Origin of the sequence: Streptomyces liliifuscus (assembly GCF_016598615.1) — a bacterium.
Taxonomy (GTDB): domain Bacteria; phylum Actinomycetota; class Actinomycetes; order Streptomycetales; family Streptomycetaceae; genus Streptomyces; species Streptomyces liliifuscus.
In genome coordinates this window covers 9196344-9220887 of the sequence record NZ_CP066831.1, presented here as the reverse complement: position 1 = coordinate 9220887, position 24544 = coordinate 9196344, and the positions used below count along the sequence as shown (strand labels likewise).

Annotated in this window: 25 protein-coding genes; 8 read left to right on the top strand and 17 right to left on the bottom strand. The window is 70.4% G+C overall.

The window, feature by feature from the left end; translation table 11 throughout:
- Positions 1-37: 37 nt before the first annotated feature.
- The 4 genes from JEQ17_RS39845 to JEQ17_RS39830 form a co-directional block, all read right to left on the bottom strand.
- Positions 38-1252: a sensor histidine kinase gene (locus JEQ17_RS39845; protein ID WP_200399768.1), complete on the bottom strand. Its 1215-nt coding sequence runs from the start codon at positions 1250-1252 to the stop codon at positions 38-40.
- Positions 1249-2976 carry a sodium/solute symporter gene (locus JEQ17_RS39840; protein WP_200399767.1) on the bottom strand — a complete coding sequence of 576 codons (1728 nt, stop codon included), beginning with the start codon at positions 2974-2976 and terminating at the stop codon, positions 1249-1251. The genes JEQ17_RS39845 and JEQ17_RS39840 overlap by 4 nt, the downstream gene beginning before the upstream one ends.
- Before the next feature lie 71 nt (positions 2977-3047).
- The gene (locus JEQ17_RS39835; protein WP_200399766.1) at positions 3048-3404 is read right to left on the bottom strand and encodes a hypothetical protein; all 357 of its coding nucleotides are present in this window, start codon (positions 3402-3404) and stop codon (positions 3048-3050) included.
- Between the two features lie 11 nt (positions 3405-3415).
- The gene (locus tag JEQ17_RS39830) at positions 3416-4171 is read right to left on the bottom strand and encodes a LytR/AlgR family response regulator transcription factor (RefSeq protein ID WP_200399765.1); all 756 of its coding nucleotides are present in this window, start codon (positions 4169-4171) and stop codon (positions 3416-3418) included.
- Between the two features lie 77 nt (positions 4172-4248).
- Here JEQ17_RS39830 and JEQ17_RS39825 point away from each other — a divergent pair, with 77 nt between their 5' ends.
- From JEQ17_RS39825 to rocD, 3 genes are all read left to right on the top strand, one after another.
- A complete protein-coding gene (locus tag JEQ17_RS39825; RefSeq protein WP_143642964.1) occupies positions 4249-4743 on the top strand; it encodes an Lrp/AsnC family transcriptional regulator in 495 nt (164 codons plus the stop codon).
- A 190-nt stretch (positions 4744-4933) separates the two neighbouring features.
- Positions 4934-5755: a dimethylargininase gene (gene ddaH, locus JEQ17_RS39820; RefSeq protein WP_200399764.1), complete on the top strand. Its 822-nt coding sequence runs from the start codon at positions 4934-4936 to the stop codon at positions 5753-5755.
- Positions 5752-6984 carry an ornithine--oxo-acid transaminase gene (gene rocD / locus JEQ17_RS39815; RefSeq protein WP_234048541.1) on the top strand — a complete coding sequence of 411 codons (1233 nt, stop codon included), beginning with the start codon at positions 5752-5754 and terminating at the stop codon, positions 6982-6984. The genes ddaH and rocD overlap by 4 nt, the downstream gene beginning before the upstream one ends.
- A gap of 242 nt (positions 6985-7226) precedes the next feature.
- On the opposite strand, the gene JEQ17_RS39810 is transcribed toward rocD, so the two are convergent.
- The 4 genes from JEQ17_RS39810 to JEQ17_RS39795 are packed head-to-tail and all read right to left on the bottom strand — an operon-like array spanning position 7227 to position 11119.
- A complete protein-coding gene (locus JEQ17_RS39810; RefSeq protein ID WP_234048540.1) occupies positions 7227-8534 on the bottom strand; it encodes an NAD(P)/FAD-dependent oxidoreductase in 1308 nt (435 codons plus the stop codon).
- Positions 8531-9409, bottom strand: coding sequence for an amino acid ABC transporter ATP-binding protein (locus JEQ17_RS39805; RefSeq protein ID WP_234048539.1), 879 nt, complete (start codon positions 9407-9409; stop codon positions 8531-8533). The genes JEQ17_RS39810 and JEQ17_RS39805 overlap by 4 nt, the downstream gene beginning before the upstream one ends.
- Positions 9406-10176 carry an amino acid ABC transporter permease gene (locus JEQ17_RS39800; RefSeq protein WP_234048538.1) on the bottom strand — a complete coding sequence of 257 codons (771 nt, stop codon included), beginning with the start codon at positions 10174-10176 and terminating at the stop codon, positions 9406-9408. Before JEQ17_RS39800 ends, JEQ17_RS39805 begins: the two co-directional genes overlap by 4 nt.
- A gap of 10 nt (positions 10177-10186) precedes the next feature.
- A complete protein-coding gene (locus JEQ17_RS39795) occupies positions 10187-11119 on the bottom strand; it encodes a substrate-binding periplasmic protein (protein ID WP_200399763.1) in 933 nt (310 codons plus the stop codon).
- A gap of 290 nt (positions 11120-11409) precedes the next feature.
- Here JEQ17_RS39795 and JEQ17_RS39790 point away from each other — a divergent pair, with 290 nt between their 5' ends.
- The 3 genes from JEQ17_RS39790 (at position 11410) to JEQ17_RS39780 (ending at position 14636) form a co-directional block, all read left to right on the top strand.
- The gene (locus JEQ17_RS39790; protein ID WP_200399762.1) at positions 11410-12618 is read left to right on the top strand and encodes a CdaR family transcriptional regulator; all 1209 of its coding nucleotides are present in this window, start codon (positions 11410-11412) and stop codon (positions 12616-12618) included.
- 155 nt (positions 12619-12773) lie between these two features.
- Positions 12774-13502, top strand: a complete 729-nt coding sequence (locus JEQ17_RS39785) for a lysophospholipid acyltransferase family protein (RefSeq protein WP_200399761.1) — start codon at positions 12774-12776, stop codon at positions 13500-13502.
- A gap of 120 nt (positions 13503-13622) precedes the next feature.
- Entirely contained in the window at positions 13623-14636 is a 1014-nt protein-coding gene (locus JEQ17_RS39780) for an NAD-dependent epimerase/dehydratase family protein (RefSeq protein ID WP_200401959.1), read from the top strand.
- Between the two features lie 59 nt (positions 14637-14695).
- Here the strand turns inward: JEQ17_RS39780 and JEQ17_RS39775 are convergent, their stop codons facing one another.
- From JEQ17_RS39775 to JEQ17_RS39740, 8 genes are all read right to left on the bottom strand, one after another.
- Entirely contained in the window at positions 14696-16282 is a 1587-nt protein-coding gene (locus JEQ17_RS39775; RefSeq protein ID WP_234048537.1) for an alpha/beta hydrolase, read from the bottom strand.
- A gap of 145 nt (positions 16283-16427) precedes the next feature.
- Positions 16428-17201 carry an urease accessory protein UreD gene (locus JEQ17_RS39770; protein WP_200399759.1) on the bottom strand — a complete coding sequence of 258 codons (774 nt, stop codon included), beginning with the start codon at positions 17199-17201 and terminating at the stop codon, positions 16428-16430.
- Positions 17198-17875 (bottom strand): urease accessory protein UreG, encoded by a 678-nt coding sequence (gene ureG, locus JEQ17_RS39765; RefSeq protein WP_200399758.1) that lies wholly within the window; start codon positions 17873-17875, stop codon positions 17198-17200. The genes JEQ17_RS39770 and ureG overlap by 4 nt, the downstream gene beginning before the upstream one ends.
- 166 nt (positions 17876-18041) lie before the next feature.
- Positions 18042-18716 carry an urease accessory protein UreF gene (locus JEQ17_RS39760; RefSeq protein ID WP_200399757.1) on the bottom strand — a complete coding sequence of 225 codons (675 nt, stop codon included), beginning with the start codon at positions 18714-18716 and terminating at the stop codon, positions 18042-18044.
- Between the two features lie 87 nt (positions 18717-18803).
- Positions 18804-20525, bottom strand: coding sequence for an urease subunit alpha (locus JEQ17_RS39755; protein ID WP_200399756.1), 1722 nt, complete (start codon positions 20523-20525; stop codon positions 18804-18806).
- Complete coding sequence (locus JEQ17_RS39750; RefSeq protein ID WP_200399755.1) at positions 20518-20829, bottom strand: urease subunit beta; 312 nt, start codon at positions 20827-20829, stop codon at positions 20518-20520. The genes JEQ17_RS39755 and JEQ17_RS39750 overlap by 8 nt, the downstream gene beginning before the upstream one ends.
- Before the next feature lie 16 nt (positions 20830-20845).
- The gene (locus JEQ17_RS39745) at positions 20846-21148 is read right to left on the bottom strand and encodes an urease subunit gamma (protein ID WP_055614092.1); all 303 of its coding nucleotides are present in this window, start codon (positions 21146-21148) and stop codon (positions 20846-20848) included.
- A gap of 291 nt (positions 21149-21439) precedes the next feature.
- Positions 21440-22072 (bottom strand): TetR/AcrR family transcriptional regulator, encoded by a 633-nt coding sequence (locus JEQ17_RS39740; RefSeq protein ID WP_200399754.1) that lies wholly within the window; start codon positions 22070-22072, stop codon positions 21440-21442.
- A 161-nt stretch (positions 22073-22233) separates the two neighbouring features.
- Here JEQ17_RS39740 and JEQ17_RS39735 point away from each other — a divergent pair, with 161 nt between their 5' ends.
- The gene (locus JEQ17_RS39735) at positions 22234-23301 is read left to right on the top strand and encodes an ABC transporter permease (RefSeq protein ID WP_234048536.1); all 1068 of its coding nucleotides are present in this window, start codon (positions 22234-22236) and stop codon (positions 23299-23301) included.
- Between the two features lie 247 nt (positions 23302-23548).
- Here the strand turns inward: JEQ17_RS39735 and JEQ17_RS39730 are convergent, their stop codons facing one another.
- Positions 23549-23839 (bottom strand): type II toxin-antitoxin system Phd/YefM family antitoxin, encoded by a 291-nt coding sequence (locus tag JEQ17_RS39730; RefSeq protein ID WP_200399753.1) that lies wholly within the window; start codon positions 23837-23839, stop codon positions 23549-23551.
- A gap of 69 nt (positions 23840-23908) precedes the next feature.
- On the opposite strand from JEQ17_RS39730, the gene JEQ17_RS39725 reads away from it, so the two are divergent.
- Positions 23909-24544, top strand: coding sequence for an ATP-dependent Clp protease proteolytic subunit (locus JEQ17_RS39725; RefSeq protein ID WP_200399752.1), 636 nt, complete (start codon positions 23909-23911; stop codon positions 24542-24544).

Here is a 24544-nt window from a genome sequence, read left to right as displayed (position 1 = left end):
CCCCCGGGCAGCTTCGGCAGTTACTCGCCCGGGGGACTCATTCGCGGGGCAGACGCCCCGCCGAGTGCACGCCCGGCTGGTATTTCGGCAGGCGGGCGGTGATTTTCATGCCCGCGCCGAGTGCGGTCTCGATGACGAGGCCGTAGTCGTCGCCGTACACCTGCCGCAACCGGTCGTCGACGTTCGACAGGCCGATGCCGCCCGAGGGGCTGACCTCGCCGGACAGGATGCGGCGCAGCCGGTCGGGGTCCATTCCGGGGCCGTCGTCCTCGATGACGACGAGTGCCTCGGCGCCCGCGTCCTGGGCGGTGATGGTGATGCGGCTCTTGTCGACCTTCCCGGTGCCGCCTTCGAGGCCGTGCTTCACGGCGTTCTCGACGAGCGGCTGGAGGCAGAGGAAGGGCAGGGTGACCGGGAGTACCTCGGGGGCGATCTGCAGGGTGACCGAGAGCCGGTCGCCGAAGCGGGCCCTGACCAGGGCCAAGTAGTGATCGATGGCGTGCAGTTCGTCGGCGAGCGTGGTGAAGTCGCCGTGCCTGCGGAACGAGTAGCGGGTGAAGTCGGCGAATTCCAGGAGAAGTTCGCGGGCGCGCTCCGGGTCAGTGCGGACGAACGAGGCGATCACCGCGAGCGAGTTGAAGATGAAGTGCGGGGATATCTGGGCCCGCAGCGCCTTGATCTCGGCCTCGATCAACCGGGTGCGGGACTGGTCGAGGTCGGCGAGTTCCAGCTGGACCGAGACCCAGCGGGCGACTTCTCCGGTGGCCCGGACGAGCACGGCCGACTCGCGGGGCGCGCAGGCGACGAGTGCCCCGTGCACGCGGTCGTCGACGGTGAGCGGGGCGACGACAGCCCAGCGCAGGGGGCAGTACGGCTCGTCGCAGTCGAGTCGGAAGGCCTCGCCTCGGCCGGTCTCCAGGGGGCCGCCCAGCCGCTCCATGATCTGGTCCCGGTGGTGTTCTCCGACGCCCTCCCAGGCGAGGACCGTGTCCTGGTCGGTGAGACAGAGCGCGTCGGTGCCGAGCAGGGTGCGCAGCCGCCGGGCCGATTTGCGGGCCGTCTCCCCGGTCAGTCCTGCCCTCAGCGGCGGGGCGGCGAGCGACGCGGTGTGCAGGGTCTCGAAGGTGGCGTGCTCGACGGGGGTGCCGAGGCCGCCGAGGCTCGACGGGCGGGAGGTGCGCCGGCCGAGCCAGAACCCGGCGGCCAGCAACGGGAGTACGGCCACGCAGAGCCCGGCCAGGAAACCGCTCATGCCTTGACCTCCGTGCGTACCTGTCCCCCGGCCAGTTCCTCCGGCAGATGGAAGCGGGCGAGGATCGCGGCCGTTCCGACCGGCACCCGCCCGGGTGTCGCGAGGGACACCAGCACCATCGTCAGGAATCCCAGGGGTACGGACCAGAGCGCGGGCCAGGCGAGAAGCGCGTGCAGCGAGCCCGTGCCCGGGAAGCCCGCCATGGTGGCGGCGACCGCGAGCAGCGCCGAGCCGCCGCCGACGATCATCCCGGCCGCGGCGCCGGGCGGGGTGAGCCGATGCCACCAGATACCGAGGACCAGCAGCGGGCAGAAGGACGACGCGGACACCGCGAAGGCGAGCCCCACCGCGTCCGCGACCGGCAGTCCGCCGACGATCGAACTGGCCGCGAGCGGCACGATCATGGCGAGGACCGTGCCGAGCCGGAAGTGCCGTACGCCACGCGAGGGCAGTACGTCCTGGGTGAGGACGCCCGCCACCGCCATGGTCAGGCCCGACGCCGTGGACAGGAACGCGGCGAAGGCCCCGCCCGCCACCAGCGCGCCCAGCAGGTCCCCGCCGAGCCCGCCGATCACCCGGTCGGGCAGCAGCAGTACGGCGGCGTCCGCGTCCCCGGTGAGGGTCAGCTCGGGTGCGTACAGACGGCCCAGCGCTCCGTAGACCGGGGGCAGCAGGTAGAAGGCGCCGATCAGGCCGAGCACGGCGACGGTGGTGCGGCGGGCGGCGACACCGTGCGGGCTGGTGTAGAAGCGGACGACGACGTGCGGCAGCCCCATGGTGCCGAGGAAGGTGGCGAGGATCAGTCCGTACGTGGCGTACAGCGGGCGTTCCTCGCGGCCGGCGGCGAGGGAGGTCGACATGCCGCCGTTGCTGCCGCGGTCGGCGACGGGGACGGGGTCGCCCTTGGTGAAGGTCAGCCGGGTGCCCTGTTCGATGCGGTGGACGCCGGCCGGGAGGCGGACCCGTTCGTCCTCGTAGCGCTCGCCGTCGACCGTGCCCGTCGCGGTGACGCTCAGCGGTTGGCCGAGCTTGAGGTCGAGTCCGGCGTCGATGCGGACGACCCGGTGCTCGCGGAATGTGGCCGGTTCGTCGAAGGGGCGGTCCGGGGCCCCGTCGCCCTGCCAGGCGAGGACGAGGAAGAGCGCGGGGACGAGCAGGGCGGTGAGTTTGAGCCAGTACTGGAAGGCCTGCACGAAGGTGATGCTGCGCATGCCGCCCGCGGCGACGGTGGCGACCACGACGACGGCGACGATGATGCCGCCGAGCGGCTTGGAGGCTCCGGTCAGGACGTTCAACGTCAGCCCCGCGCCCTGGAGTTGGGGCAGGAGGTAGAGCCAGCCGACGCCGACGACGAAGGCTCCGGCCAGCCGCCGTACGGCCTGCGAGGCGAGCCGGGCCTCGGCGAAGTCGGGCAGCGTGTAGGCGCCGGAGCGGCGCAGCGGGGCGGCGACGAAGAGCAGCAGGACGAGATAGCCGGCGGTGTAGCCGACCGGGTACCAGAGCATGTCGGGGCCCTGGACGAGGACCAGGCCCGCGATGCCGAGGAAGGAGGCGGCGGAGAGGTACTCGCCGCTGATGGCGGCCGCGTTCAGTCGGGGGCCGACCGTGCGGGAGGCCACGTAGAAGTCCGAGGTGGTGCGGGAGATGCGCAGGCCGAAGGCGCCGACGAAGACGGTCGCGACGACCACGAGCGCGACCGCGGGGACGGCGTAGTTCTCGTTCACGGGCTGCTCTCGCTCACGCGGTGCTCTCGTTCATGGGCTCAGCGGATCTCGGTCCGGGGCTGGTTCACGGGCTAGCGGTCCTCGACGAGGCGGACGAAGTCCTTCTCGTTGCGGTCGGCGCGGCGCACGTACCAGCGGGCGAGCAGCACCAGCGGCGGGTAGACGCAGAAACCGAGCACGATCCACTCCAGGCTGGAGCTGTCGCCCATCGACGCGAACACCAGCGGCAGCGGGCCGACCAGGAGGACGAGTACGGCGAACACGGTGAACGCGGCGCGCAGTTGGGAGCGCATCAGCGAGCGGACGTAGGTGTGCCCGAGCGTGGTCTGCTCGTCGATCTCGGTGCGCGGCCGGGAGCGGCTCAGCGGGCGGGTACGGCGCGGTGGGCCGGTGACGACGACACGGCGGTCGGTGGGGTCCTGTGGCACCTGGGGTCTCCTCAGCTCGCGGTCCGGCGCATCAGCAGGTCGCGCAGTTCGCGTGCGTGACGGCGGCTGACCTGCAGTTCGACCGAGTCGACCAGGACGCTGACGGTACCCGCGTCCAGCCGGAGTTCGCTGATGTGGCCGAGGGCGACGAGATGGCGGCGGTGGATGCGGACGAAGCCGCGCGAGCGCCAGCGTTCCTCGAGGGTGGAGAGCGGGATGCGGACGAGGTGGCTGCCCTGGGCGGTGTGCAGCCGCGCGTAGTCCCCCTGGGCCTCGACGTGGGTGATGTCCTCCACGGCGACGAAGCGGGTGACTCCCCCGAGCTCGACGGATATGTGGTCCGGGTCGGGTTCGTGCACGGGTATCAGCGGGGCCGCGTCCATCTGCTCGACGGCCCGGCGGACGGCCTCGGCCAGGCGCTCCCTGCGCACGGGCTTCAGGACGTAGTCGACGGCCTTGAGGTCGAAGGCCTGCACGGCGAAGCCCTCGTGGGCGGTGACGAAGACGACGAGCGGCGGTTTGGCGAACCCGGCGAGCAGCCGGGCCATGTCGAGTCCGTCGAGGCCCGGCATGTGGATGTCGAGGAAGACGACGTCGATGCCCTCGTCGCCGTCGGGGCCGCTCTCCAGGGCACGGTTGATCCGGCGCAGCGCCGCCGTGGCATCGCTCGCGCCCTCGACGCTGCTCACCCGTGGATCGGCGTCCAGCAGATAGAGCAGCTCTTCGAGGGAGGGCGGTTCGTCGTCGACGGCGAGGGCGCGCAGCATGAACCCGGAGTGTAGGAGCAATTCGCACGCCTGCACATGCGGCGGGCCAGGTCGTCGTCGCTGGATACAGTGCCCGCATGACACCCACGTCCGCCCCCTTCGACGATCTGGACCGCAAGATCGTCACGGCTCTGATGGCGAACGCCCGCACGAGCTTCGCCGAGATCGGCGCGGCGGTCGGTCTGTCCGCCACCGCGGTCAAGCGCCGGGTCGACCGGATGCGCGAGACCGGCGTGATCACCGGGTTCTCGGCGACGGTGGAGCCGGCCGCGCTGGGCTGGCGCACGGAGGCGTACGTGGAGGTGTACTGCGAGGGCGCCGCCCCGCCGCGGCGGCTCGCGGAGGTGATGCGCAACCATCCCGAGATCACCGCCGCCATGACGGTGACCGGTGGCGCGGACGCGCTGCTGCATGTGCGGGCCCGGGATGTCGAGCACTTCGAGGAGGTGCTGGAGCGGATCCGGGTGGAGCCGTTCATCCGCAAGACGATCAGCTACATGGTGCTGTCGCATCTGCTGCCGGAGAGCCCGGAAGCGGGGGCGAGCCAGCCCGCCCCGGAACCGGGGGCGTGAGCGTTTCCCGCGGTTGACAGCGGTAGTGGGCCCCCTCCGAACCACCCACGCAGCAATCGTGCGTCGACCGGCACGAACACGCAGCATCCCTGCGGTGACGCGCAATCTCCGATTCTTGTCGAGAGTGGCCTCCGCTTCCTACCGTTGAGGTATCCCACCCAACACCGCAGGAAAGCGGAGGAACCCCTCTGTGCCCATGAGTCGTGTGCCGCGATCGAGGCGCTTCCTTGTCTGCGAACCCAGACACTTCGCCGTGCAGTACGCCATCAATCCCTGGATGCATGAGGACACACAGGTCGACGTCGATCTGGCCCGAGGACAGTGGGCGGAGCTGGTCCGCGCCTACCGCGCCCACGGCCACACCGTCGACAGCGTGGAACCGGTCGCCGGTCTGCCGGACATGGTCTTCGCCGCGAACTCGGCGCTGGTCGTGGCCGGCCGGGTCTTCGGCTCGCTCTTCCACGCACCGCAGCGCCGCCCGGAGTCGACCGCGTACGAGACGTGGTTCAAGAACGCGGGCTTCGACGTCTATCGCCCCGAGGCGGTGTGCGAGGGCGAGGGCGATCTGGTCTTCGCCGGCCGCGTTCTCCTGGCCGGCACCGGATTCCGTACGGAGCGGGCCGCCCATCACGAGGTGCAGGAGTTCTTCGGCGTCCCGACGGTCAGCCTCACGTTGGTGGACCCGCGCTTCTACCACCTCGACACCGCGCTGTTCGTGCTCGACGACGGCCCCGAGGCGAACATCGCGTACTACCCGGAGGCCTTCTCCGCGGGCAGCCGTGAGGTGCTGCGCCTGCTGTTCCCGGACGCGGTGATCGCCACGCACGACGACGCGATGGCGTTCGGACTGAACTCCGTCTCCGACGGCCGTCATGTCTTCATCGCGCCGCGCGCCGAGGCCCTCGCGGGCGAGCTCGCCCGCCACGGCTATGTTCCCGTCCCCGTCGACCTGTCGGAGTTCCAGAAGGCAGGCGGGGGCATCAAGTGCTGCACCCAGGAGATCCGCTCATGACCGTCGCTCCCAGCCGTTCCGTGCGTTCGTCCGCCGAGCTGATCCGCGCCGAGGAGCCCGTCCTCGCGCACAACTACCACCCGCTGCCCGTGGTCGTCGCGCGCGCCGAGGGCACCTGGGTCGAGGACGTCGAGGGCCGCCGCTACCTCGACATGCTGGCCGGCTACTCGGCCCTCAACTTCGGGCACCGCCACCCGGCCCTGATCGAGGCGGCACACCGGCAGCTCGACCAGCTGACGCTCACCTCGCGCGCGTTCCACAACGACCGGCTGGCCCGGTTCGCGGAGTCCCTGGCCGAGTTGACGGGCCTGGACATGGTCCTGCCGATGAACACGGGCGCCGAGGCCGTGGAGAGCGCCATCAAGGTGGCCCGCAAGTGGGCGTACGAGGTGAAGGGCGTCGCTCCGGACCGGGCGACCATCGTGGTGGCCGCCGACAACTTCCACGGCCGTACGACGACCATCGTCAGCTTCTCCACCGACGAGACGGCCCGCGCTGGCTTCGGTCCCTTCACTCCGGGCTTCCGCGTGGTCCCGTACAACGATCTCGCCGCGCTCGAAGCTGCGGTCGACGAGACGACCGCGGCCGTCCTGATCGAGCCGATCCAGGGCGAGGCGGGTGTCGTCATCCCCGACGACGGCTATCTGCGCGGCGTCCGCGAACTGACCCGGCGCACCGGATGCCTGTTCATCGCGGACGAGATCCAGTCGGGCCTCGGCCGTACGGGACGCACGCTCGCCGTCGAGCACGAGGACGTCGTCCCGGACATGCTGCTGCTCGGCAAGGCGCTCGGCGGCGGCATCGTGCCGGTCTCCGCGGTGGTCGCGCGGCGAGACGTGCTCCAGGTGCTGCGGCCGGGTGAGCACGGTTCGACGTTCGGCGGCAACCCGCTGTCCGCGGCGGTCGGCTCGGCAGTCGTGGAGCTGCTGGAGACCGGCGAATACCAGCGCAGGGCGGCGGAGCTGGGCGTCGTACTGCGCGGCGGTCTGACGTCCCTCGTCGGCAAGGGCGTCCAGGGCTTCCGGGCCCGCGGCCTGTGGGCGGGCGTCGACATCGACCCCGCCATCGGCACCGGCCGCGACATCAGCGAACGCCTCATGCGGGAGGGAGTCCTCGTCAAGGACACCCACGGATCCACAATCCGCCTCGCTCCCCCGCTGACGATCACGGGCGAGGAACTCCGAACGGCACTCGGGGCACTGGAAAAGGTACTGGCGGAGGGGGCCTAACGGTTCAGGCACGGGGCGCCCTGGGCTTCGGGCTCGGGCGCTTCGGGCTCGGTGGCTCGGCAGGGCTCAGGGGCGCCCCGTCAGGGGCGCGGGGGAACTGCGCGACCAGCCCCCACCGGCCCGCGGCCAACATCCCGGCCGAGGTGGGGCGGAGCCCCAAAAAAAGGGGCTCCGTGGGCCCGGCGCGGATCCGCACGCCGGGCCCACGGCCTCCGCAACCGCCCGGTCCGAGGTACGGCGGCTCAGGGGAGGAGCCGGTCGAACCGGAACGGTGCGAGGGCTGCGGGCCGCTCCCCCGTACGGATGTACGAGGCGAGCCGATACCCCGTCACCGGCCCGAGCGTCACCCCCAGCATCCCGTGCCCGGTGGCCGCGAACGCGTTCTCGTGACCCGGCACACGGTCGATCACCGGAAGCCCGTCGGGAAGGAAGGGCCGCCCGCCCACCCAGGGGTCCCGGATCAGGCTGACGAGATCGTCCGGATCGTCGAACCAGCGCCCCAGATAGTGCCGACTGGCAAGCGCGACCGCCACGATGCGCCGCCAGTCGAGGCGGTTGTTGTTCCCGCTCAACTCCATCGTGCCGCCGATCCGCGTGGTCCCGCCGATGGGCGACGCGACAGCTCTGCGCTCGCCGAAGTACAGCGTGTGCCGGGGCGCCGGATCCAGGTCCACCGAGAAGCTGTAGCCCTTGCCCGCCTGGAGGGGCAGCGGACTCCCCAGGGCGCGCAGCAGACCCGGTGAACGCATCCCGGCCGCGACCACGACGGCGGAACAGGGAATCTCGCCCTGGGCAGTGCGCAGCGCGGTGACCCGCCCGCCCGAGGACCGGAACCCGATGGCCTCCGCGTTCTCGTGGACCTTCACGCCCAGGCCCGCCAACGCCTCCCCGAGCGCCCGCGCGAACGCCTCCGGGTCGACCACGCCCTCCCCCTCGACGAGATAGGCCGCCCGCACCCTGGACGACAGCGCGTCGTCCAGCAGCCGCGCCTCACTACCCGTGGTCACGTCGTCGGGCATCGGATAGCGCCCGTCCGCCATCTCCCGCTGGACCGCGAGATGGTGCCGGGCCTCGGTCGGCGACAGAAAGGCGTGCACCATGCCTGGCCGGGTCAGCGTCGTCTCCACACCGGCCTCGCGCAGGCCGTCGAAGAGGTCGAAGGTGTCCTGGTTGAGCTCGGCGATCGCCGCGTAGCCGCGCCGGAAGGCGGCCGGGGTGCTGCTGCGCCAGAACCGCCACAGCCACCGTACGAACGCCGGGTCCGGCAGCGGCCGCAGATAGAGCGGCGAGTCGGGCCGGCCGAGTGAACGCAACGCGTAGCGCACGACACCCGGGGCGGGCACCGGCGTCGAATGGCTGAGGCAGACCCATCCGGCGTTGCCCCGGGACACCCCGGAGCCGAGGCCGCGCCGCTCGACGACCTCCACGGGGACACCGGCCACGGCCAGGTAGTACGCCGTGCACAGCCCGACGACACCGCCTCCGACGACCACGACGGGGTGGTCGCCGACCGGTCCCGTCGTACCGGCCGCGGTGGACGCAGCGGTCATGACGCGGTTCCGTACGAGGCGAGGAACTCCCGGGTACGGGCCTGGGCGGGGCTGTCGAGGACGTCCTCGGGCCTGCCCTCCTCCACGATCCGGCCGCCGTCGACGAAGACGACGTGGTCGGCGACCTCGCGCGCGAAGGGCAGTTCGTGGGTGACGAGCAGCATGGTCATCCCGTCCGCGGCGAGTTCGCGCATCACGCTCAGGACCTCCCGGGTGGCCTCCGGGTCAAGGGAGGACGTGGGTTCGTCGAAGAGGAGCACCTCGGGCCTGAGCGCGAGGGCGCGGGCGATGGCCACGCGCTGCTGCTCGCCGCCCGAGAGCTGGTCGGGGTGGGCGAGGGCGCGATGGGCGACCTTGACCCGGCGCAGCAGGGCGACGGCCCGTTCCAGCGCCTCCTGTTCGGGAATGCCCGCCTTGCGCTGGGCGAGAACGACGTTCTCGACGGCCGTGAGGTGCGGGAACAGATGGAACCGCTGGAAGACCATGCCGACGGTGCGGCGCAGCCGGGCCAGGTCGCGGCAGACCGTACGGCCGCCCTGGTGCACGGTCTCTCCGGCGACCTCGACCGTGCCCTTGTCCGGCCGTTCGAGGAGGTTGACGCAGCGCATCAGGGTCGTCTTGCCGCCGCCGCTCTGGCCGATGACGCTCACGATGCGGCCGCGGCCGACCTCCAGATGGACGTCGTCGAGCACGAGGCGGCCGTCGAAGGACTTGCTCAGCCCGTCGATCCGTACGACGGCTTCGGGAGCCGGGGACGCCGCCGCGCTCTCGGCAGTCTTCGCCGTCTTGTCGGTCTCGTCGGTCTTGTTGCTCTCGTTGCTCTTGTTGCTCTTGTTGCTCTCGTCGGTCTTCGTGGTGGTGACGGGCTCGGTCATACCGTCGCCTCCTTCCGGTCGGCGTCCACGACGAGGTCGCTCGCGAGCAGGGCGCGGGCGGTCCGCATCCGCCGCCGGCGCCACGGGGACAGCGGAACGCCCGCCCGTACCTTCCGCTCCAGCAGCAGGAGGAGCTGGGAGAGCGGGTAGCAGAGGGCGAAGTAGATGGCCGAGATGACCAGGTAGACCTCCAGTGCCCGGAAGGTGGCCGATGTGATGAGCCGTCCCTCGGACATCAGCTCGGCGGCGGAGACGGTGACGAGCAGGGAGGTGGACTTCAGCAGGTCGACCAGCATGGTGTTGGTGCCGGGCAGCGCCTGCCGCAGGGCCTGTGGCAGGACGATGTGACTGAAGATGCCGGTCCTGCCGAGGCCGAGCGCCTCGCCCGCCTCGGTCTGTCCGGCGTGTACGCCGCTGATCGCGGAGCGGAAGATCTCGGACAGGTAGGCGGCGTAGAAGACGACGAGGCTCAGACAGCCGGCCGTGAAGACGTCCAGCCGCAGTCCGGCCGAGGCCAGCCCGAAGTAGGTCAGGAAGATGATGGCCAGCAGCGGGACGTTCTTGAAGACCTCGGTGTAGACGGCGGCGACGGCCCGTGCGGGCCACGCCCTGCTCAGCCGCAGCAGTGCCACGGCCAGGCCGAGGAGCACCGCGCCGACGAAGCTCACCGCCGTGTAGGAGACGGTGCGCCAAAGCGCGTCGAGGAGGTCGGACCGGTAGTCGGACCAGGGGACCTGGAAGAGGCCCGAGGCGATGTCGTTCGTCACTGTCGTCCCCTCACTGCGCGATGGACGGAGGCGTCCAGTCCTGGGGCCGGTCCACTCCCCGGCGCGCGGTGGCGACATCGGCGGAGGGCTTGAGGAACTGCTCGGGGTCGCCGCCGTACTTCTTGACGAGCTTCTCCAGCTCGCCGTTCTGGTACATGGCGTCGATCTGTGCGGAGATCGCCTTTTCCAGCTTGGTCGCCTTCTTGGGCAGGTAGAAGCCGGTCTGGTAGGGCTGGAAGTACTCGTAGGCCGGCTTCGCCTTGACCTGTGCGGCGGTCGGCGGCGTCATGTACTGGGTGTCGATCTTCAGGTCCGGGCGCTCCTTCTGCGCCGCGATGATGATCAGCGGGTCGAGGAAGCCGACGTCCACGCGGCCCGCGCCGAGGTCGTCGAACACGCCGTTGGCGTCGGGGTAGGCGTGCAGCTTGGCACCGGGCACGGCCTGGATGGACTTGACCCAGACGTACCCCTCGACCGTGCCGAGCTGCAGGCCCTTCAGGTCGTCGACCGTCCTGTACGTCTTGCCGGACCGTACGGCCATCGCCGGGGGTGAGTAGTAGGGCGGGTCGGTGAACAGGCCCTGTTTCTGCCGGTCGGCGGACCATGCGACGCCGCCGATGGTGATGTCCACGCGGCGGGACTGCACTCCGGCGAGCATGCCCGCGAAGTCCGTCACCTGGGGCTTGACCTCAAGGCCGAGCTTCTTGGCCGCGTAGGCGAGGATGTCGCCGTCCAGGCCGACAATTTTGTCGCCCTGGACGCTGGTGTAGGGCGCGTACGGCTGGACGGCCACCTTGATCACGCCTGGCGTGATCGTGCCGAGCGCGGCGGTCTTCGCGGACACGTTCTTCGGTTCGTCGTCGCCGTCCGAACCACAGCCGGCGACCGCCGGTATCAGGAGAATCGCTGACAGAGCAGCGACGAGTGAGCGCACACGGATCATCGGCTTGGGCCTTCCGTAACGGCACGGGTATCGGCACTGAAGGGGCCCGCCGTTCACCGCGCTGTGCCCCCGGCGGGGATGTGATGGGCTCATACGCTAGGGACCGGCCGGTCGTGCGTCACCGTTCACTTCGTACGAACTTGCGGCCGAAATCGCGCGGTCTGCTGTACGGTGCGTCCACTTCGACACCTCGGGTCCATCGTCGATCCATCCCTGGTCCGTCCCCCGGTCCGTCCCCGGTCCGTCCGCCATTCCGTCCCCGGTCCGTCCCCTCGACGGGAGGAACGCCCGTGCTGAGTCCCTCGCTCGCCCAGGAGATCGCCGGGGACACCTCCGCGGTCATCGGCTTCAACGTGCTGATCACCGACGCGGACGGGATGGTCATCGGCAGCGGTGACACCCACCGGGTCGGCACGTTCCACGAGGCGTCCGTCGAGGTGATCCGTACACAGGAACCGGCCACGCACAACGCGTCGCAGGCCCATCGGCTCCAGGGCGTACGCCCGGGTGTCACCCTGCCGCTCGTCACCGACGGACAGGCGGTGGGGACGGTCGGGATCACCGGTACGCCCGCCCAGGTGCGACGCTTCGGCCTGCTGGTGAAGCGGCAGACGGAGATCCTGCTCCGGGAGTCGGTGATGCTCCGCTCCCGGCTGCTCGCCGAACGGGCGGCGGAGAAGCTGCTGGCCGACCTCGCCTCGTACGACCCTCAGGTGGTGGAGGGCGACTTCCTCGTCTTCCGGGCCGCCGAGCTGGGCTTCGACCTGCGGTTGCGGCGGGTCGCGGTGGCCTTCGAGGTGACCGTGCCGGACACGGGCGGCCGTCGGCACGGCACACCGACGCGGGACATGGCGCTGGTCCGCTCGGAACTGCTCCGCACGGTCCGCGAGGTGTTCGCCGACCCGCAGGACATCATCGCCACGACGGCTCCCGGCTGGATCGGCGTGCTGCACCGGCTCCAGCCCGACCAGCCGGAGGCCGCCCTGTCGGTCGGCTGCCGACGCGTCACCGACCTGATCGCCGCGCAGGGCGGCCTCACGGCCCGCGCGGGAATCGGCGAACCGGCCGCCTCGGTCGGCGCCCTGCACGACTCCTACCAGGACGCGTGCGACGCGCTGCGCCTCGGCGCCCGGCTGGCGGGCCGTGCCCCCGTCCACGTGATCACCGATCTGCGGGTCCACCAGGTTCTGGCCGCGGTCGGCCAGCCCGCCCGCAACCGCCTGCTCGACCTGACCGCCAGGGACCTGCGCGCCCAGCCGGACTGGCCGGTGCTCCGCGACACGATCACCGCGTGGTGCGAGAACGGCTTCAACCTCGTACGGGCGTCCGCGGCGCTGCACGTCCACCGCAACACCGTGGTCTACCGCATGAACAAGATCGAGCAGATCACCGGCCGGCCCCTGCGGGAGCACCGGACCACCATGGCGTTGTATCTCGCCTGTCTGGCCGACCAGTTGGGCAGCGGCGACACATCAAGATCGAGCCAGGTACTGCCCTGACGGGTGGTCCGGAAGAGGACAGCGGGGCAGCATGAGTGCGTTCGGGGACGGTTACGGGGATCCGCCCCTGCACATACACTGGCGTCCCGCAGCACACCTGTTGACCAGCCAGAACGCGGCGGTTGAGCCGATCCTGTGAAGTGAGGAGCGACCCCTTGTTCTATTACGTTCTCAAGTACGTGATTCTGGGACCGCTGTTGCGGCTGGTCTTCCGCCCTCGGATCGAAGGTCTGGAGCACGTACCGGCGACGGGTGCGGCCATCGTCGCGGGCAATCACCTTTCGTTCTCGGACCACTTCCTGATGCCCGCGATCCTCAAGCGGCGCATCACGTTCCTCGCCAAGGCCGAGTACTTCACGGGCCCGGGCGTCAGAGGCCGGCTGACGGCGGCCTTCTTCCGCAGCGCCGGGCAGATCCCGGTGGACCGCTCCGGCAAGGACGCGGGCCAGGCCGCCATCCGCGAGGGTCTCGGCGTATTGAGCAAGGACGAACTGCTCGGCATCTACCCGGAGGGCACCCGCTCGCACGACGGCCGCCTCTACAAGGGCAAGGTCGGCGTCGCCGTGATGGCGCTGAAGGCCGGGGTCCCGGTCATCCCGTGCGCGATGATCGGCACCTTCGAGGCCCAGCCCCCGGGCCGGAAGATCCCGAAGATCCACCCCGTGTCGATCCGCTTCGGCGAGCCCCTCGAATTCTCCCGCTACTCGGGCATGGAGAACGAGAAGGCGATCCTGCGCGCCATCACCGACGAGATCATGTACGCGATCCTCACGCTCTCCGAGCAGGAGTACGTCGACCGGTACGCGGCCGTCGTCAAAGCGGAGGAGGCCGCCGAGAAGGCGGCGCTGGCGAAGCGCAAGTTCCCCCGTATGCCGCTGAGGTGACTGTCGCCGGGCCGCCGACGTCCGCCGGGCCGATGTCCGCCGGGCGGAAACGATCTGCCCACAGCTAATGCGCTGCGATCCCGGCGGCGGGAGCCCTACGGTCGCCCCATGGGACGAGCTGTGGTGATCGGAGCGACGGGACAGATCGGGCGGGTGGCCGTGGGGGCGCTCGCCACGGACGGCTGGGAGGTGACGGCCGTCTCGCGGGGCGGCGGACGGGACGCGTCCTGGCCCGACGGGGTACGGACGGCACGGGCGGACCGCGCGGACGACTCCGCCCTGGCCGCCGCGATCGGCGACGGCTGCGACGTACTGGTGGACATGGTGGCCTACGGGCCGGAGCACGCACGGCAGTTGACGAATCTGGCCGGTCGCGTCGGATCGGCCGTGGTGGTCTCCAGCGTGTCGGTGTACGAGGACGACAAGGGCCGCAACTTCGATACGCAGGAGCAGCCCGACGGGTTCCCGGAGTATCCGGTGCCCCTGCCGGAGGACCAGCGGACCGTCGCGCCCGCCGAAACCTCCTACAGCACCCGCAAGGCCGGTCTGGAGCGTGAACTGCTCGCCGCGGCCGACGAGTTGCCGACCACGCTGCTCCGCGCGGGAGCGATCCACGGGCCGCACTGCCGAACCCCGCGCGAGCTGTACTTCGTCAAGCGCAACCTGGACGGCCGGCGTCGGCGCGTACTCGCGTACGGCGGGGAGAGCCGGTTCCATCCGGCGAGCGTCCACAACATCGCGGAGTTGGTCCGGCTGGCCGCGCGGAAGCCCGGCGCCCGTGCGCTGAACGCGGTCGATCCCGACGCGCCCACGGTGGCGGAGATCGCCGTCGCCATCGACGCGGTGATGGGGGTCGAGACCGAGAGCGTCCTGGTCGACGGACCCGCGCCCGCCGAGACCGTGGGCGACACTCCGTGGTCCGTTCCGCACCCGGTGGTCTGCGACATGACGGCCGCCGAACGGGAGTTGGGGTACCGGGCGGTGGCGCGGTACGCGGAGACGCTGCCGGACACCATCGCCTGGATCGAGCGCCAACTGGCAGGCCGGGACTGGCGGGAGGCGTACCCGAAGATGTTCCAGAACTACGGCGACCTCTTCGACTACGCGGCGGAGGACGCCTGGCTGCGGGCATGAACGAGGGGCGGCCGGAATCCGGCCGCCCCTCGTCCGCGTACTGCTACCAGTGCCTGTTGCTACGGCTTGGGCGTGGCGTGCGGGGTGCACGTCACGTCGGCCGAGTCGACCTTGCCGGTGAGCAGGTAGGTGTCCACCCGCTCGTTGATGCAGGGGTTGGTCAGCCCGGTCACGCCGTGCGAGCCCGCGTCCTTCTCGGTGATCAGGCGGGAGCCCTTGAAGCGCTTGTGCAGCTCGACGCCACCCTCGTACGGAGTGGCGGCGTCACGCGTGGCCTGCACGATCAGGACGGGCGGCAGACCCTTGCCGGACTTCACGTTGACCGGGGTCTGCTGCTTGGCAGGCCAGGTCGCGCACGGCAGGTTCAGCCAGGCGTTGGCCCACGTCATGAACGGGTAGTTCTTGTGCAGCTCGGTGTTGTCGCGGTCCCACTTCTTCCAGCTGGTGGGCCACTTGGCGTCGGTGCACTCGACGGCCGTGTAGACGGCGTTGCCGTTCTCCGAGGCGATGTTGCCCGCGGTGTCCGACGGGTCGGGGGCCGCGGCGTCGACGAGTGCCTGGGTGTCACCGGCGACGTACTTGCTGAACACGGTCGCGACCGGCACCCACGACGAGTCGTAGTACGGGGCGCTCTGGAAGAAGCCGATGAGCTCGGCCGGGCCGACGACACCACCGATGGGGTTCTTCTTGGCGGTGGCACGCAGCTTCAGCCACTGCTCCTGGACCTTGGCCCGGGTGTCACCGAGGTGGAAGGCCGCGTCGTTCTTGGCGACCCAGTCCTGCCAGTCCTTCCAGCGCATCTCGAAGGCGACGTCCTGGTCGAGGTTGGCCTCGTACCAGATCTTCTCGCGCGACGGGTTGACGACACTGTCCGCGATCATGCGGCGGACGTGGGTCGGGTACATCGTGCCGTACACGGCGGCGATGTACGTGCCGTACGAGACGCCCAGGAAGTTGAGCTTCTTCTCGCCGAGCGCGGCCCGGATGACATCCAGGTCACGGACGGTGTTCGGGGTCGTCATGTGCGGCAGCATCTCGCCGCTGCGCTCGGCGCAGCCGGCCGCGTACTCGGCGGCGAGCTTGCGCTGGGCGCGCTTGTCGGCCTCGGAGTCCGGCACCGGGTCCATCTTCGGCGCCTTCACGAACTCCTGCGGGTCCGCGCAGGAGATGGGCGCCGAGTGGCCGACGCCGCGCGGGTCGAAGCCCACGAAGTCGTACGCCTTCGACGCCTTCACCCACAGCGGGTTCTTGGTGGTGACCCGGAGCGGGAACCGCAGTCCTGAGCCGCCGGGGCCGCCCGGGTTGTAGACGAGTGCGCCCTGGCGCTCCGCCTTCGTACCCGTGTTGCCGATGCGGTCCACGGCGAGCTTGATCTTCTTGCCGTTGGGCTTCGCGTAGTCGAGCGGCACCGTGACCCAGCCGCACTGGACGGGCTTCGCGATTCCCCAGTCGGCCGGACAGTCCGTCCAGTCGATGCCTGCCTTGGCCGCGCGAGCGGCGGCGATCGCGGCGCCGCGCGTCTGGCTGTCCTGGCCGTGGCGGCTGTCCGCGCTGGCCGTCGGGGCCGCGACGGCGCCGGCTATCAGCGTCGCTGTGACGAGCGCTCCGGCCGAGCCGAACGCCGTCGCCCTTCTCAAACCCCTCAAGTGAGTCCTCCCCCTGCTGTCTACTGTCGTTGTGGTCAGTAGGGGGATCCTTCCGGCTGTGAGGTCCCTGAGAACAGGGGTGAAGTGGCTTCTTTGCCAATCCGATAACCGGAACATCACTGCCCGTTGAGCGGTGCGGTTTGTTTCAGGCGAGTGTGCCGAGCGCCTCGTCGAGGATGCGCCGCAGGCGCAGCGCGTCCGGCGCGAGCGCGGTCACGAGAGCCCCCGGACCGGCGAGCGGAGTGAGCACGGCGTACTCCCCCAGCAGTCGCGCCTCGACCGGCTGCCGACCGAACTCCGGTCGTACGACGACGAGTTGCCCGAGCGCCCGATGCCCGGCGAGCACGGCGGGACCGTCCCACCCGCCCGGCGCCCCGGGTCCGCAGGAGAGCTCCTGATCGAGCAGCGGACGCCCGTCGAGCCGCACGGTGAGCCGACTGGCAAGCCGCCCGGGCTCTTCGTTGGCCCGCCCGAGCACCTGCTCCTCGCGCAGCACGAGCCGCGCACCGACAGCAAGGTCCACACCCGTACTCACGCACAGCTCACTACCACTGGCGGAGATCAACTGCTCGGGCATCCAACGCAGTTCACCGCCTTCGGCCACCGTGAGCCGTACGTCATAGCGCGCCTCGCCCTTGGCCTGCCCCGGCAGCGCGATGGTGGCGGCGGCCGACCCGACGTGCAGCCGCGCACCGTCACCGACCTCCGCCTCGACGGTGAAGTGATCACCGCCCAGGGGCCCGCTCATCGCCCCGACCAGCATGACCCGCGCCTCGGAACCACTGGCCCGCGTCCGCCGCAGGGCGAGCGGCCCCTGCCCCTCCAGCGTGGGCAGAGCGGTACCGCCCCGCCCGTCGTCCCGCGCCCGGATCCGCGCGAGAGCGCGCACCCCAGTCACCTCGACCTCGCCGGTCGTCATGCCGTCCACGCGGCGAGCTGCGCCCGCACCCAGGCGGCGACGTCCTTCACCCCGTCCTCGCCCCGCAACGACTGGAACACCACCGGCAGTTCGGCCCGCTGCGCCTTGGCGTCGGCGGCCATCCGCCCGAGGTCGGAACCGACGTACGGAGCGAGATCGGTCTTGTTGACGACGAGCAGGTCGGCGGTGGTGACCCCGGGCCCACCCTTGCGCGGAATGTCGTCCCCGCCGGCGACATCGATCACGAAGATCTGAGCGTCGACCAGCCCTTTGCTGAAGGTCGCGGTGAGGTTGTCACCCCCCGACTCGACAAGAACGAGATCCAGGGGCCCGACCTCGTCCTCCAGATCCTCGACGGCTTCGAGATTCGCGGAGATGTCGTCCCGAATAGCCGTGTGCGGACAGGCCCCGGTCTCCACGGCGGTGATCCGCTCGGGCGGCAACACAGCCTCCCGCAACAGGAACTCGGCGTCCTCACGCGTATAGATGTCATTGGTGACGACCGCCAGCGCCAACTCATCCCGCAGAACCCGACAGAGCGCCGCCACGGTAGCGGTCTTCCCGGACCCGACGGGCCCCCCGAGCCCGATCCGCAGGGCCCGCCGCCGCCCGTCGGGCCGGTGGGCGTCGGCGCTCACAGCGGAGGCACCATCGTGGGAGTGGTCAAGATGCATGGATACGGCTCCACTTCTTCAACTGGCTCTGACACATCTCAGCCCGTCCGGCTGCTTTTCAGCCCGTCCGGCGTTTGAGGACGAGGCCGTTCAGGCCGATAGCGGGGGTCTGGGGGCGCAGCCCCCAGGGGACGGGAATGGGTAGGGGCGGCGGGGGCGAAAAAACCTACGAGGCAAACAACCGCACAGCCCAAGCAGCATGCACCTCCGCACTGATCTCCAACACCGGCGCGGAAGCCGCTGGCAACACCCCGACCCCACCCTCCAACGCACACCGCGCCACCGCACTCGCCCGCTCCGCCACCAGATCAAGCTCGGGCGCCAACCGAGCCAACACCCCGGTCGCATCGAACGGATCAAGACTCAGCAACCGCACCGTCGCACTCGCCGGCCCACTGACACTCTCGTACACAGCGCAGTACGCGGCGTCCTCCGCCCCGAGCCCCGCGGCCCGGGCAGCCAGCCCGAGAACGACCGGCTGATGGGCGCCCTTGGGGAACTCCCGCGCCAGCGCGTCGAGTTCGGCGGACGGCCATGTGGCCCGAGCGGCCCGCATCAACTGCCGCCCGAGCTTCCGGGCGGCGACCCGGAGGGCCAGGGACGGGGTACGGGCGTCCGCGGCCCCGTCCAGTTCCACGGGATCGATGCCGAGGGCGGCGGCAGCGGCGAGCGAGGCCGACACCAGCCCCGCCGTGTGCAACCGCCCCCGGCAGAACTCCTCCAGACTCCCCGCACCGGTGATCCGCCCGGCCTTGACCGCCGCCTCGGCCCCACCGGAGTGGGCATGCCCCCCGGCGGGAAACCGACCGTCGGCCAGCACAAGCAACGCAGCACGCGACATGACGAGCCTCAGCACTCGGAATCAGCAGAAAACGAACCCGGAAGAACCACGAGAACCAGCTGGCCCAGCCCAGCCGAGCCAGCGGGATCAGAACAAGAAATACCGCTGAGCCATGGGCAGTTCGGCAGCAGGCGTGGCCTCCACCAGCTCCCCGTCGATCGTGACGGCGAAGCTGTCGGGATCGATCTCCACCCGCGGCCGCGCGTCGTTCTCCCGCATGTCCGCCTTGGTCACCCCACGCGTCGACTCGATCGACACGAACCGCTTGCCGAGCCCGAGCCGCTCCGGCAGCCCGTCCTCGATCGCGATCGGCGCGACGAAGTTGAACGAGTTGGAGGCGGGCGCCCGCCCGATCGCCCCGAACATCGGCCGGGGCAGAATCGGCTGCGGCGTGGGAATGGACGCGTTGGCGTCGCCCATCTGCGCATACGCGATCTGCCCGCCCTTGACGACGAGATGCGGCTTGACGCCGAAGAACGCGGGCTCCCACAGCACGAGGTCGGCGAGCTTCCCGGTCTCGACGGAGCCGACCTCGCGGGCGAGTCCCTGGGCGAGGGCCGGGTTGATCGTGTACTTGGCGACATAGCGACGTACACGACGGTTGTCCGCACGTCCGTCCCCGGGCAGTGCGCCCCGCCGCCGCTTCATGACGTGGGCGGTCTGCCAGGTCCGCATGATGACCTCGCCCACGCGCCCCATGGCCTGCGCGTCGGAGGAGATGATCGAGATCGCCCCGAGGTCGTGCAGGATGTCCTCGGCCCCGATGGTGGTGGGCCGGATCCGGGACTCGGCGAAGGCGAGGTCCTCGGGCACGGCCGCGTTGAGGTGGTGGCAGACCATCAGCATGTCGAGGTGTTCCTCGGCGGTGTTGACGGTGTAGGGCCGGGTCGGGTTGGTCGAGCTGGGCAGCACATGTGCCTCGGAGACCACGCTCATGATGTCGGGCGCGTGCCCGCCGCCCGCACCTTCCGTGTGGTACGCGTGGATCGTGCGGCCCGCGATCGCGGCGAGCGTGTCGGCCACGAACCCGGCCTCGTTGAGGGTGTCCGTGTGGATGGCGATCTGCGCACCCGTCCGGTCCGCCACGGTGAGCGCGGCGTCGATGACCGCGGGCGTGGACCCCCAGTCCTCGTGCAGCTTGAGACCGAGCGCCCCGCCGCGCAGCTGGGAGAGCATCGCCTCGTGGGAGACGGTGTTGCCCTTGCCGAGGAGCCCGAAGTTGAGCGGGTACTCCTCCATCGCCTCCAGCATCCGGGCCAGATGCCAGGGTCCGGGCGTGACGGTGGTCGCCTTGGAGCCCTCGGCCGGACCGGTGCCGCCGCCGATGAGCGTGGTGATCCCGGAGGCCAGCGCCTCGTCGGCGATCTGCGGACAGATCAGATGCACATGGGCGTCGATGGCACCGGCCGTCAGGATCCGCCCGTTGCCCGCGATGATCTCGGTCTCCGGGCCGATCACCAGGTCCGGGTGCACCCCGTCCATGGTGTCCGGGTTGCCCGCCTTGCCGATGCCGGTGATCCGGCCGTCGCGGATGCCGACGTCGGCCTTGACGATCCCCCAGTGATCGATGATCACCGCACCCGTGATGACGGTGTCCGGGGTGCCGTCTGCGCGCGTAGCACGCGACTGGCCCATCGACTCGCGGATGACCTTGCCACCGCCGAACACGGCCTCGTCACCGGCGCGTCCGGGGCCGCCTGAGCGGTCCTCCTCGATCTCGATCAGCAGATCGGTGTCGGCGAGCCGGATGCGGTCGCCGGTGGTGGGGCCGAACAGGTCGGCGTACGCGGCACGCGAGATCTCAGGCATCGAGGGCACCTCCGGTCTCGCCGCGCAGGCCGGGCACGACACGGGCGCCGGTGAGCGGGACGAGTTCGACGTCGACGGGGATCCCGGGTTCGAAGCGCACGGCGGTGCCGGCGGCGACGTTGAGCCGCTTGCCGCGCGCGGCGGCGCGGTCGAAGTCCAGACCGGGGTTGGCCTCGGCGAAGTGGTAGTGGGAGCCGACCTGGACGGGCCGGTCGGCGGCGTTGAGGACGGTGAGCCGGGTGACCTCAAGGCCTTCGTTGAAGGCGACGGGTCCGTCGGCGAACAGGAACTCTCCGGGAATCACGGCTGCCACTCCCCCGTCAGACGATCGGGTCGTGGACGGTGACGAGCTTGGTGCCGTCCGGGAAAGTGGCCTCCACCTGGACGTCGTGGATCATCTCGGGGATGCCCTCCATGACGTCCTCACGGGTGAGGATCTTGCGTCCGGAGGCCATGAGTTCGGCCACGGTACGGCCGTCCCGGGCCCCTTCGAGGATGTGCGAGGTGATCAGGGCGACGGCCTCGGGGTGGTTGAGCTTCAACCCCCGGGCCCTGCGCTTCTCGGCCACATCGGCGGCCACATGGATGAGCAGCCTCTCCTGCTCGTGCGGCGTCAGTTGCACGGCGTCCACCTCACAGTCCTCGCTCCGGACCGTGCGGGGTCCGGTTGCCGCAGCCACCACGAAGGATTCGGATGCAGTACGCGACTGCGGTACGCGGCCGGAATGCGCGACTCTGCGCGTCCCGGGCTGCGAAAACCCCTGGTGACGTGGTGGTGCAGGCTAGTTGCGCGGGATTTCAGGGACGTTAACCGCCGCGCGGGGATTGGCACGAGGATCACGGACGACGAGCCGACCGGCCGGCCTGATCGTCGGCATGCGCCCCGCACTCGTACGCCGACGAGCCTCGCCACGTCAGCGCGGCGGCTCCATGCTCATCAACCCCCGCAGACCGTCCTGGATCACGCCGACGGGCGCCGAACCGAAGAGCGCCTGCTGGGCGGCGAACCCCTGCGCGGTGGCGATCATGGTCCTGGCGACGTGGTCGGCGGGGATGTCCGCCCGCATCAACCCGGCCTCCTGATAGCCCTCGACGACCTTCACCCACGCCGCTCGCACGGTGGCGAAACCTGTGCGCAGCACCTGCGACAGCTCGCCATCGCGGAGCGTCTCCGTCCAGACCTGGATCATCAGCCTCGGGAAGGAGGCCTCTCCGTCCCAGCTCAGCCCGAGCTTTCCCCCTCCCCCCAGCCCTAGCACCTGGGTCATGACCCGGCCCACGAGTACGTCGGGCGGCGGGGGCGGACTCTGCCGGGCAGCCTCTTCGAAGGCTTCGCGAATACCTCCGAGGACCTCGGTGACGATGGCCGCGATCAGCTCGTCCTTGCCGCTGAAATAGCGGTAGACCGCGCCCGCCGAGAGGTCCACCTCCTTCAGCACGTCCTGCATCGACGTGGCATGGAACCCGTTGCGGGCGAAGCAGCGGGCCGCGCCGTCGAGGATCTGACGGCGACGGGCGTCGAGGTGTTCCTGGGATACGCGAGCCATGCCTGAAAACTAAAACGAACATTCCTTCTTGACAAGTGGAGACACCGGCAGGACAGTGACGGAACAAGAAAAACGAACGATCCTTCTTTTTAGCGGGACCGCTCACCACAGCCCCACCAACATCCACATCCACATCCACATCCACACCAAGGGAAGAGACCATGTCCGCCGCATCCGCTACGCGCACCGGGACCACGTCACCAGGCTCACCGCAGCCGTCACAGTCGCCGCAGCAGCCGAGCCAGTCGTCGCACGGCCGCCATGTCGTCGCCGTCGTCGTACTGGTGCCCGTGCTGGTGGCCCTCGCCCTGTGGGCCTTCGCCTGGCCAGCGGCCCGTACCGCGCCGCGCGATCTGCCGCTCGGCGTGGCGGGCCCGGCGACAGCGGCCGCCCAGGTCCAGAAGCAGTTCGAAGAGCACGAGGGCGCCTTCGAGATCCACCGCTACGCCGACGAGGCCGCCGCCCGGGACGCCATCGAGGACCGGACCGTATACGGCGCGGTCGTCGTGACCGGGGAGGGGCCGAAGCTGTTGACCGCCTCGGCCGCGAGCCCGTTCGTGGCCCAGTTGCTCCAGCAGTCGGTGACCCAGCAGGCGGGCGGCGCCCAGGTGCGTACCGTCGACGTCGTACCGGCTGCCGAGGACGACCCGCGCGGCTCGGCCCTGACGTCGAGCGTGCTGCCGCTGACGCTGGCGGGCATCGCCGCGGGAGCCGTCGTGACCCTGCTCGGGCTGCGCGGGCGGCGCGCGATCGCCGCCCTGGTCGGTGCGTCCGCGCTCGTCGGCCTGGTGGCGGCCTCTCTCGCCGGCAGCTGGCTCGGCGCACTCACTGGCGACTGGTGGGCCCAGGCGGGCGCCCTGGGCCTGGCCACACTGGCGGTCGGCGCCGCCGTCGCGGGTCTGGCGGCCCTGCTGGGCACTCCGGGCGTCGGACTGGGCGCGTTCGTGGTGATGATGCTCGGCAACCCGTTCTCCGGCGCCGCCACGGCGCCCGAGATGCTGCCCGACCCGGTCGGGACGATCGGCCAGTGGCTGCCACCGGGCGCCGGCGTCTCACTGCTCCGCTCGATCTCGTTCTTCGACGGAGCCGCCGCGTCCGGCCCGGCCCTCACCCTGACCTGGTGGGCCGCACTGGGACTCGGCGCGATCCTCCTGGGCAGCGCACTCAAGCGCCGCAGGGAGGCCGCCGAGCCGACTCCCGCAGAGCGCGAGCCCGCCCTGACGAACTAACCCCCCACAGAACCGACCGTGCACCCCTGAAGTAGCGGACAGGGGTGCACGGTCTTACGCGTTTCAGGGGCGCCGGGTCTTGCGCGTATCAGGGGTGCCCAGCCGTGTCCTCATGCGCACACGGCTGGGCCTTGCGCATGCCACTGACCCCGACACCCACCCACCCAGGGGCGCGGGGAACTGCGCGACAAGCCCCCACCGGCCGGCACCCGGCACACAAGCGCAACCACCCCACACCACAAGCCGCCTAAGACGCCCCGCTCCCCCGATGCTCCGCCGCAATCCCGAACCGCTGCCGTTCGCGAGGAGCGGAACCCACCTCCCGAACACTCGACACCGCACTGATCACCGGCGACTCCACCCCCGCCTCGATCGCCGCGTCGAGTTTCTCGAGTCGCTCCAGGTCAGCCGCGGACACGAGAGCGACAAGCGGCTTCCCGTGCCGCGTCACGACGACGCGCTCCCCGCCGTACACCACCCGGTTGATCAGGTCGGCGAGCTCAGCCCTGGCTTGCGTCACCGGAATCTCGTAGGCCATGCTCCCCATCATAACGTCATGTACGTCCTGTACATTTTTTACAGGACCTCTCCCGGAGGAGCGTGTGTCATGACCCGACCGTCCGCCCGCCATGTCCTGCCCGAGTTCACCGAACGCACGAGTTCGGGGAGTCGGACCATGGACCCCTACTCGAAGCTGCTGGAAGAGCGGATCGTGTTTCTCGGGACGCCGATCGACGACGTCTCGGCGAACGACGTGATGGCGCAGTTCATGCACCTCGAGTACCAGGCGCCCGACAGGGACATCTCGCTCTACATCAATTCGCCCGGCGGCTCGTTCAGCGCGATGACGGCCGTCTACGACACGATGCGGTTCGTCAGCTGCGAGGTGGAGACCATCTGCCTGGGGCAGGCGGCGTCGGCAGCGGCGGTGCTGCTCGCGGCCGGCACACCGGGCAAGCGGTACGCGCTGCCGGGCGCCCGCGTGCTGATCCACCAGCCGTCGTTCTCCGAACCCGTCCAGGGACAGGCCTCCGACCTGGCCATTCAGGCCGGCGAGTTGATGCGTACCCGTGGGCAGTTGGAGGAGATGCTCGCCCGGCACACGGGGCAGAGCCGGGAGCGGATCGGTGCCGACATCGAGCGGGACAAGATCCTGGACGCGCGGGCGGCGCTTGAGTACGGACTGATCGACCGGATCGTCCCGAGCCGGAAGTCCACCCAGAGCGCACGCGGCGCGAGGTGA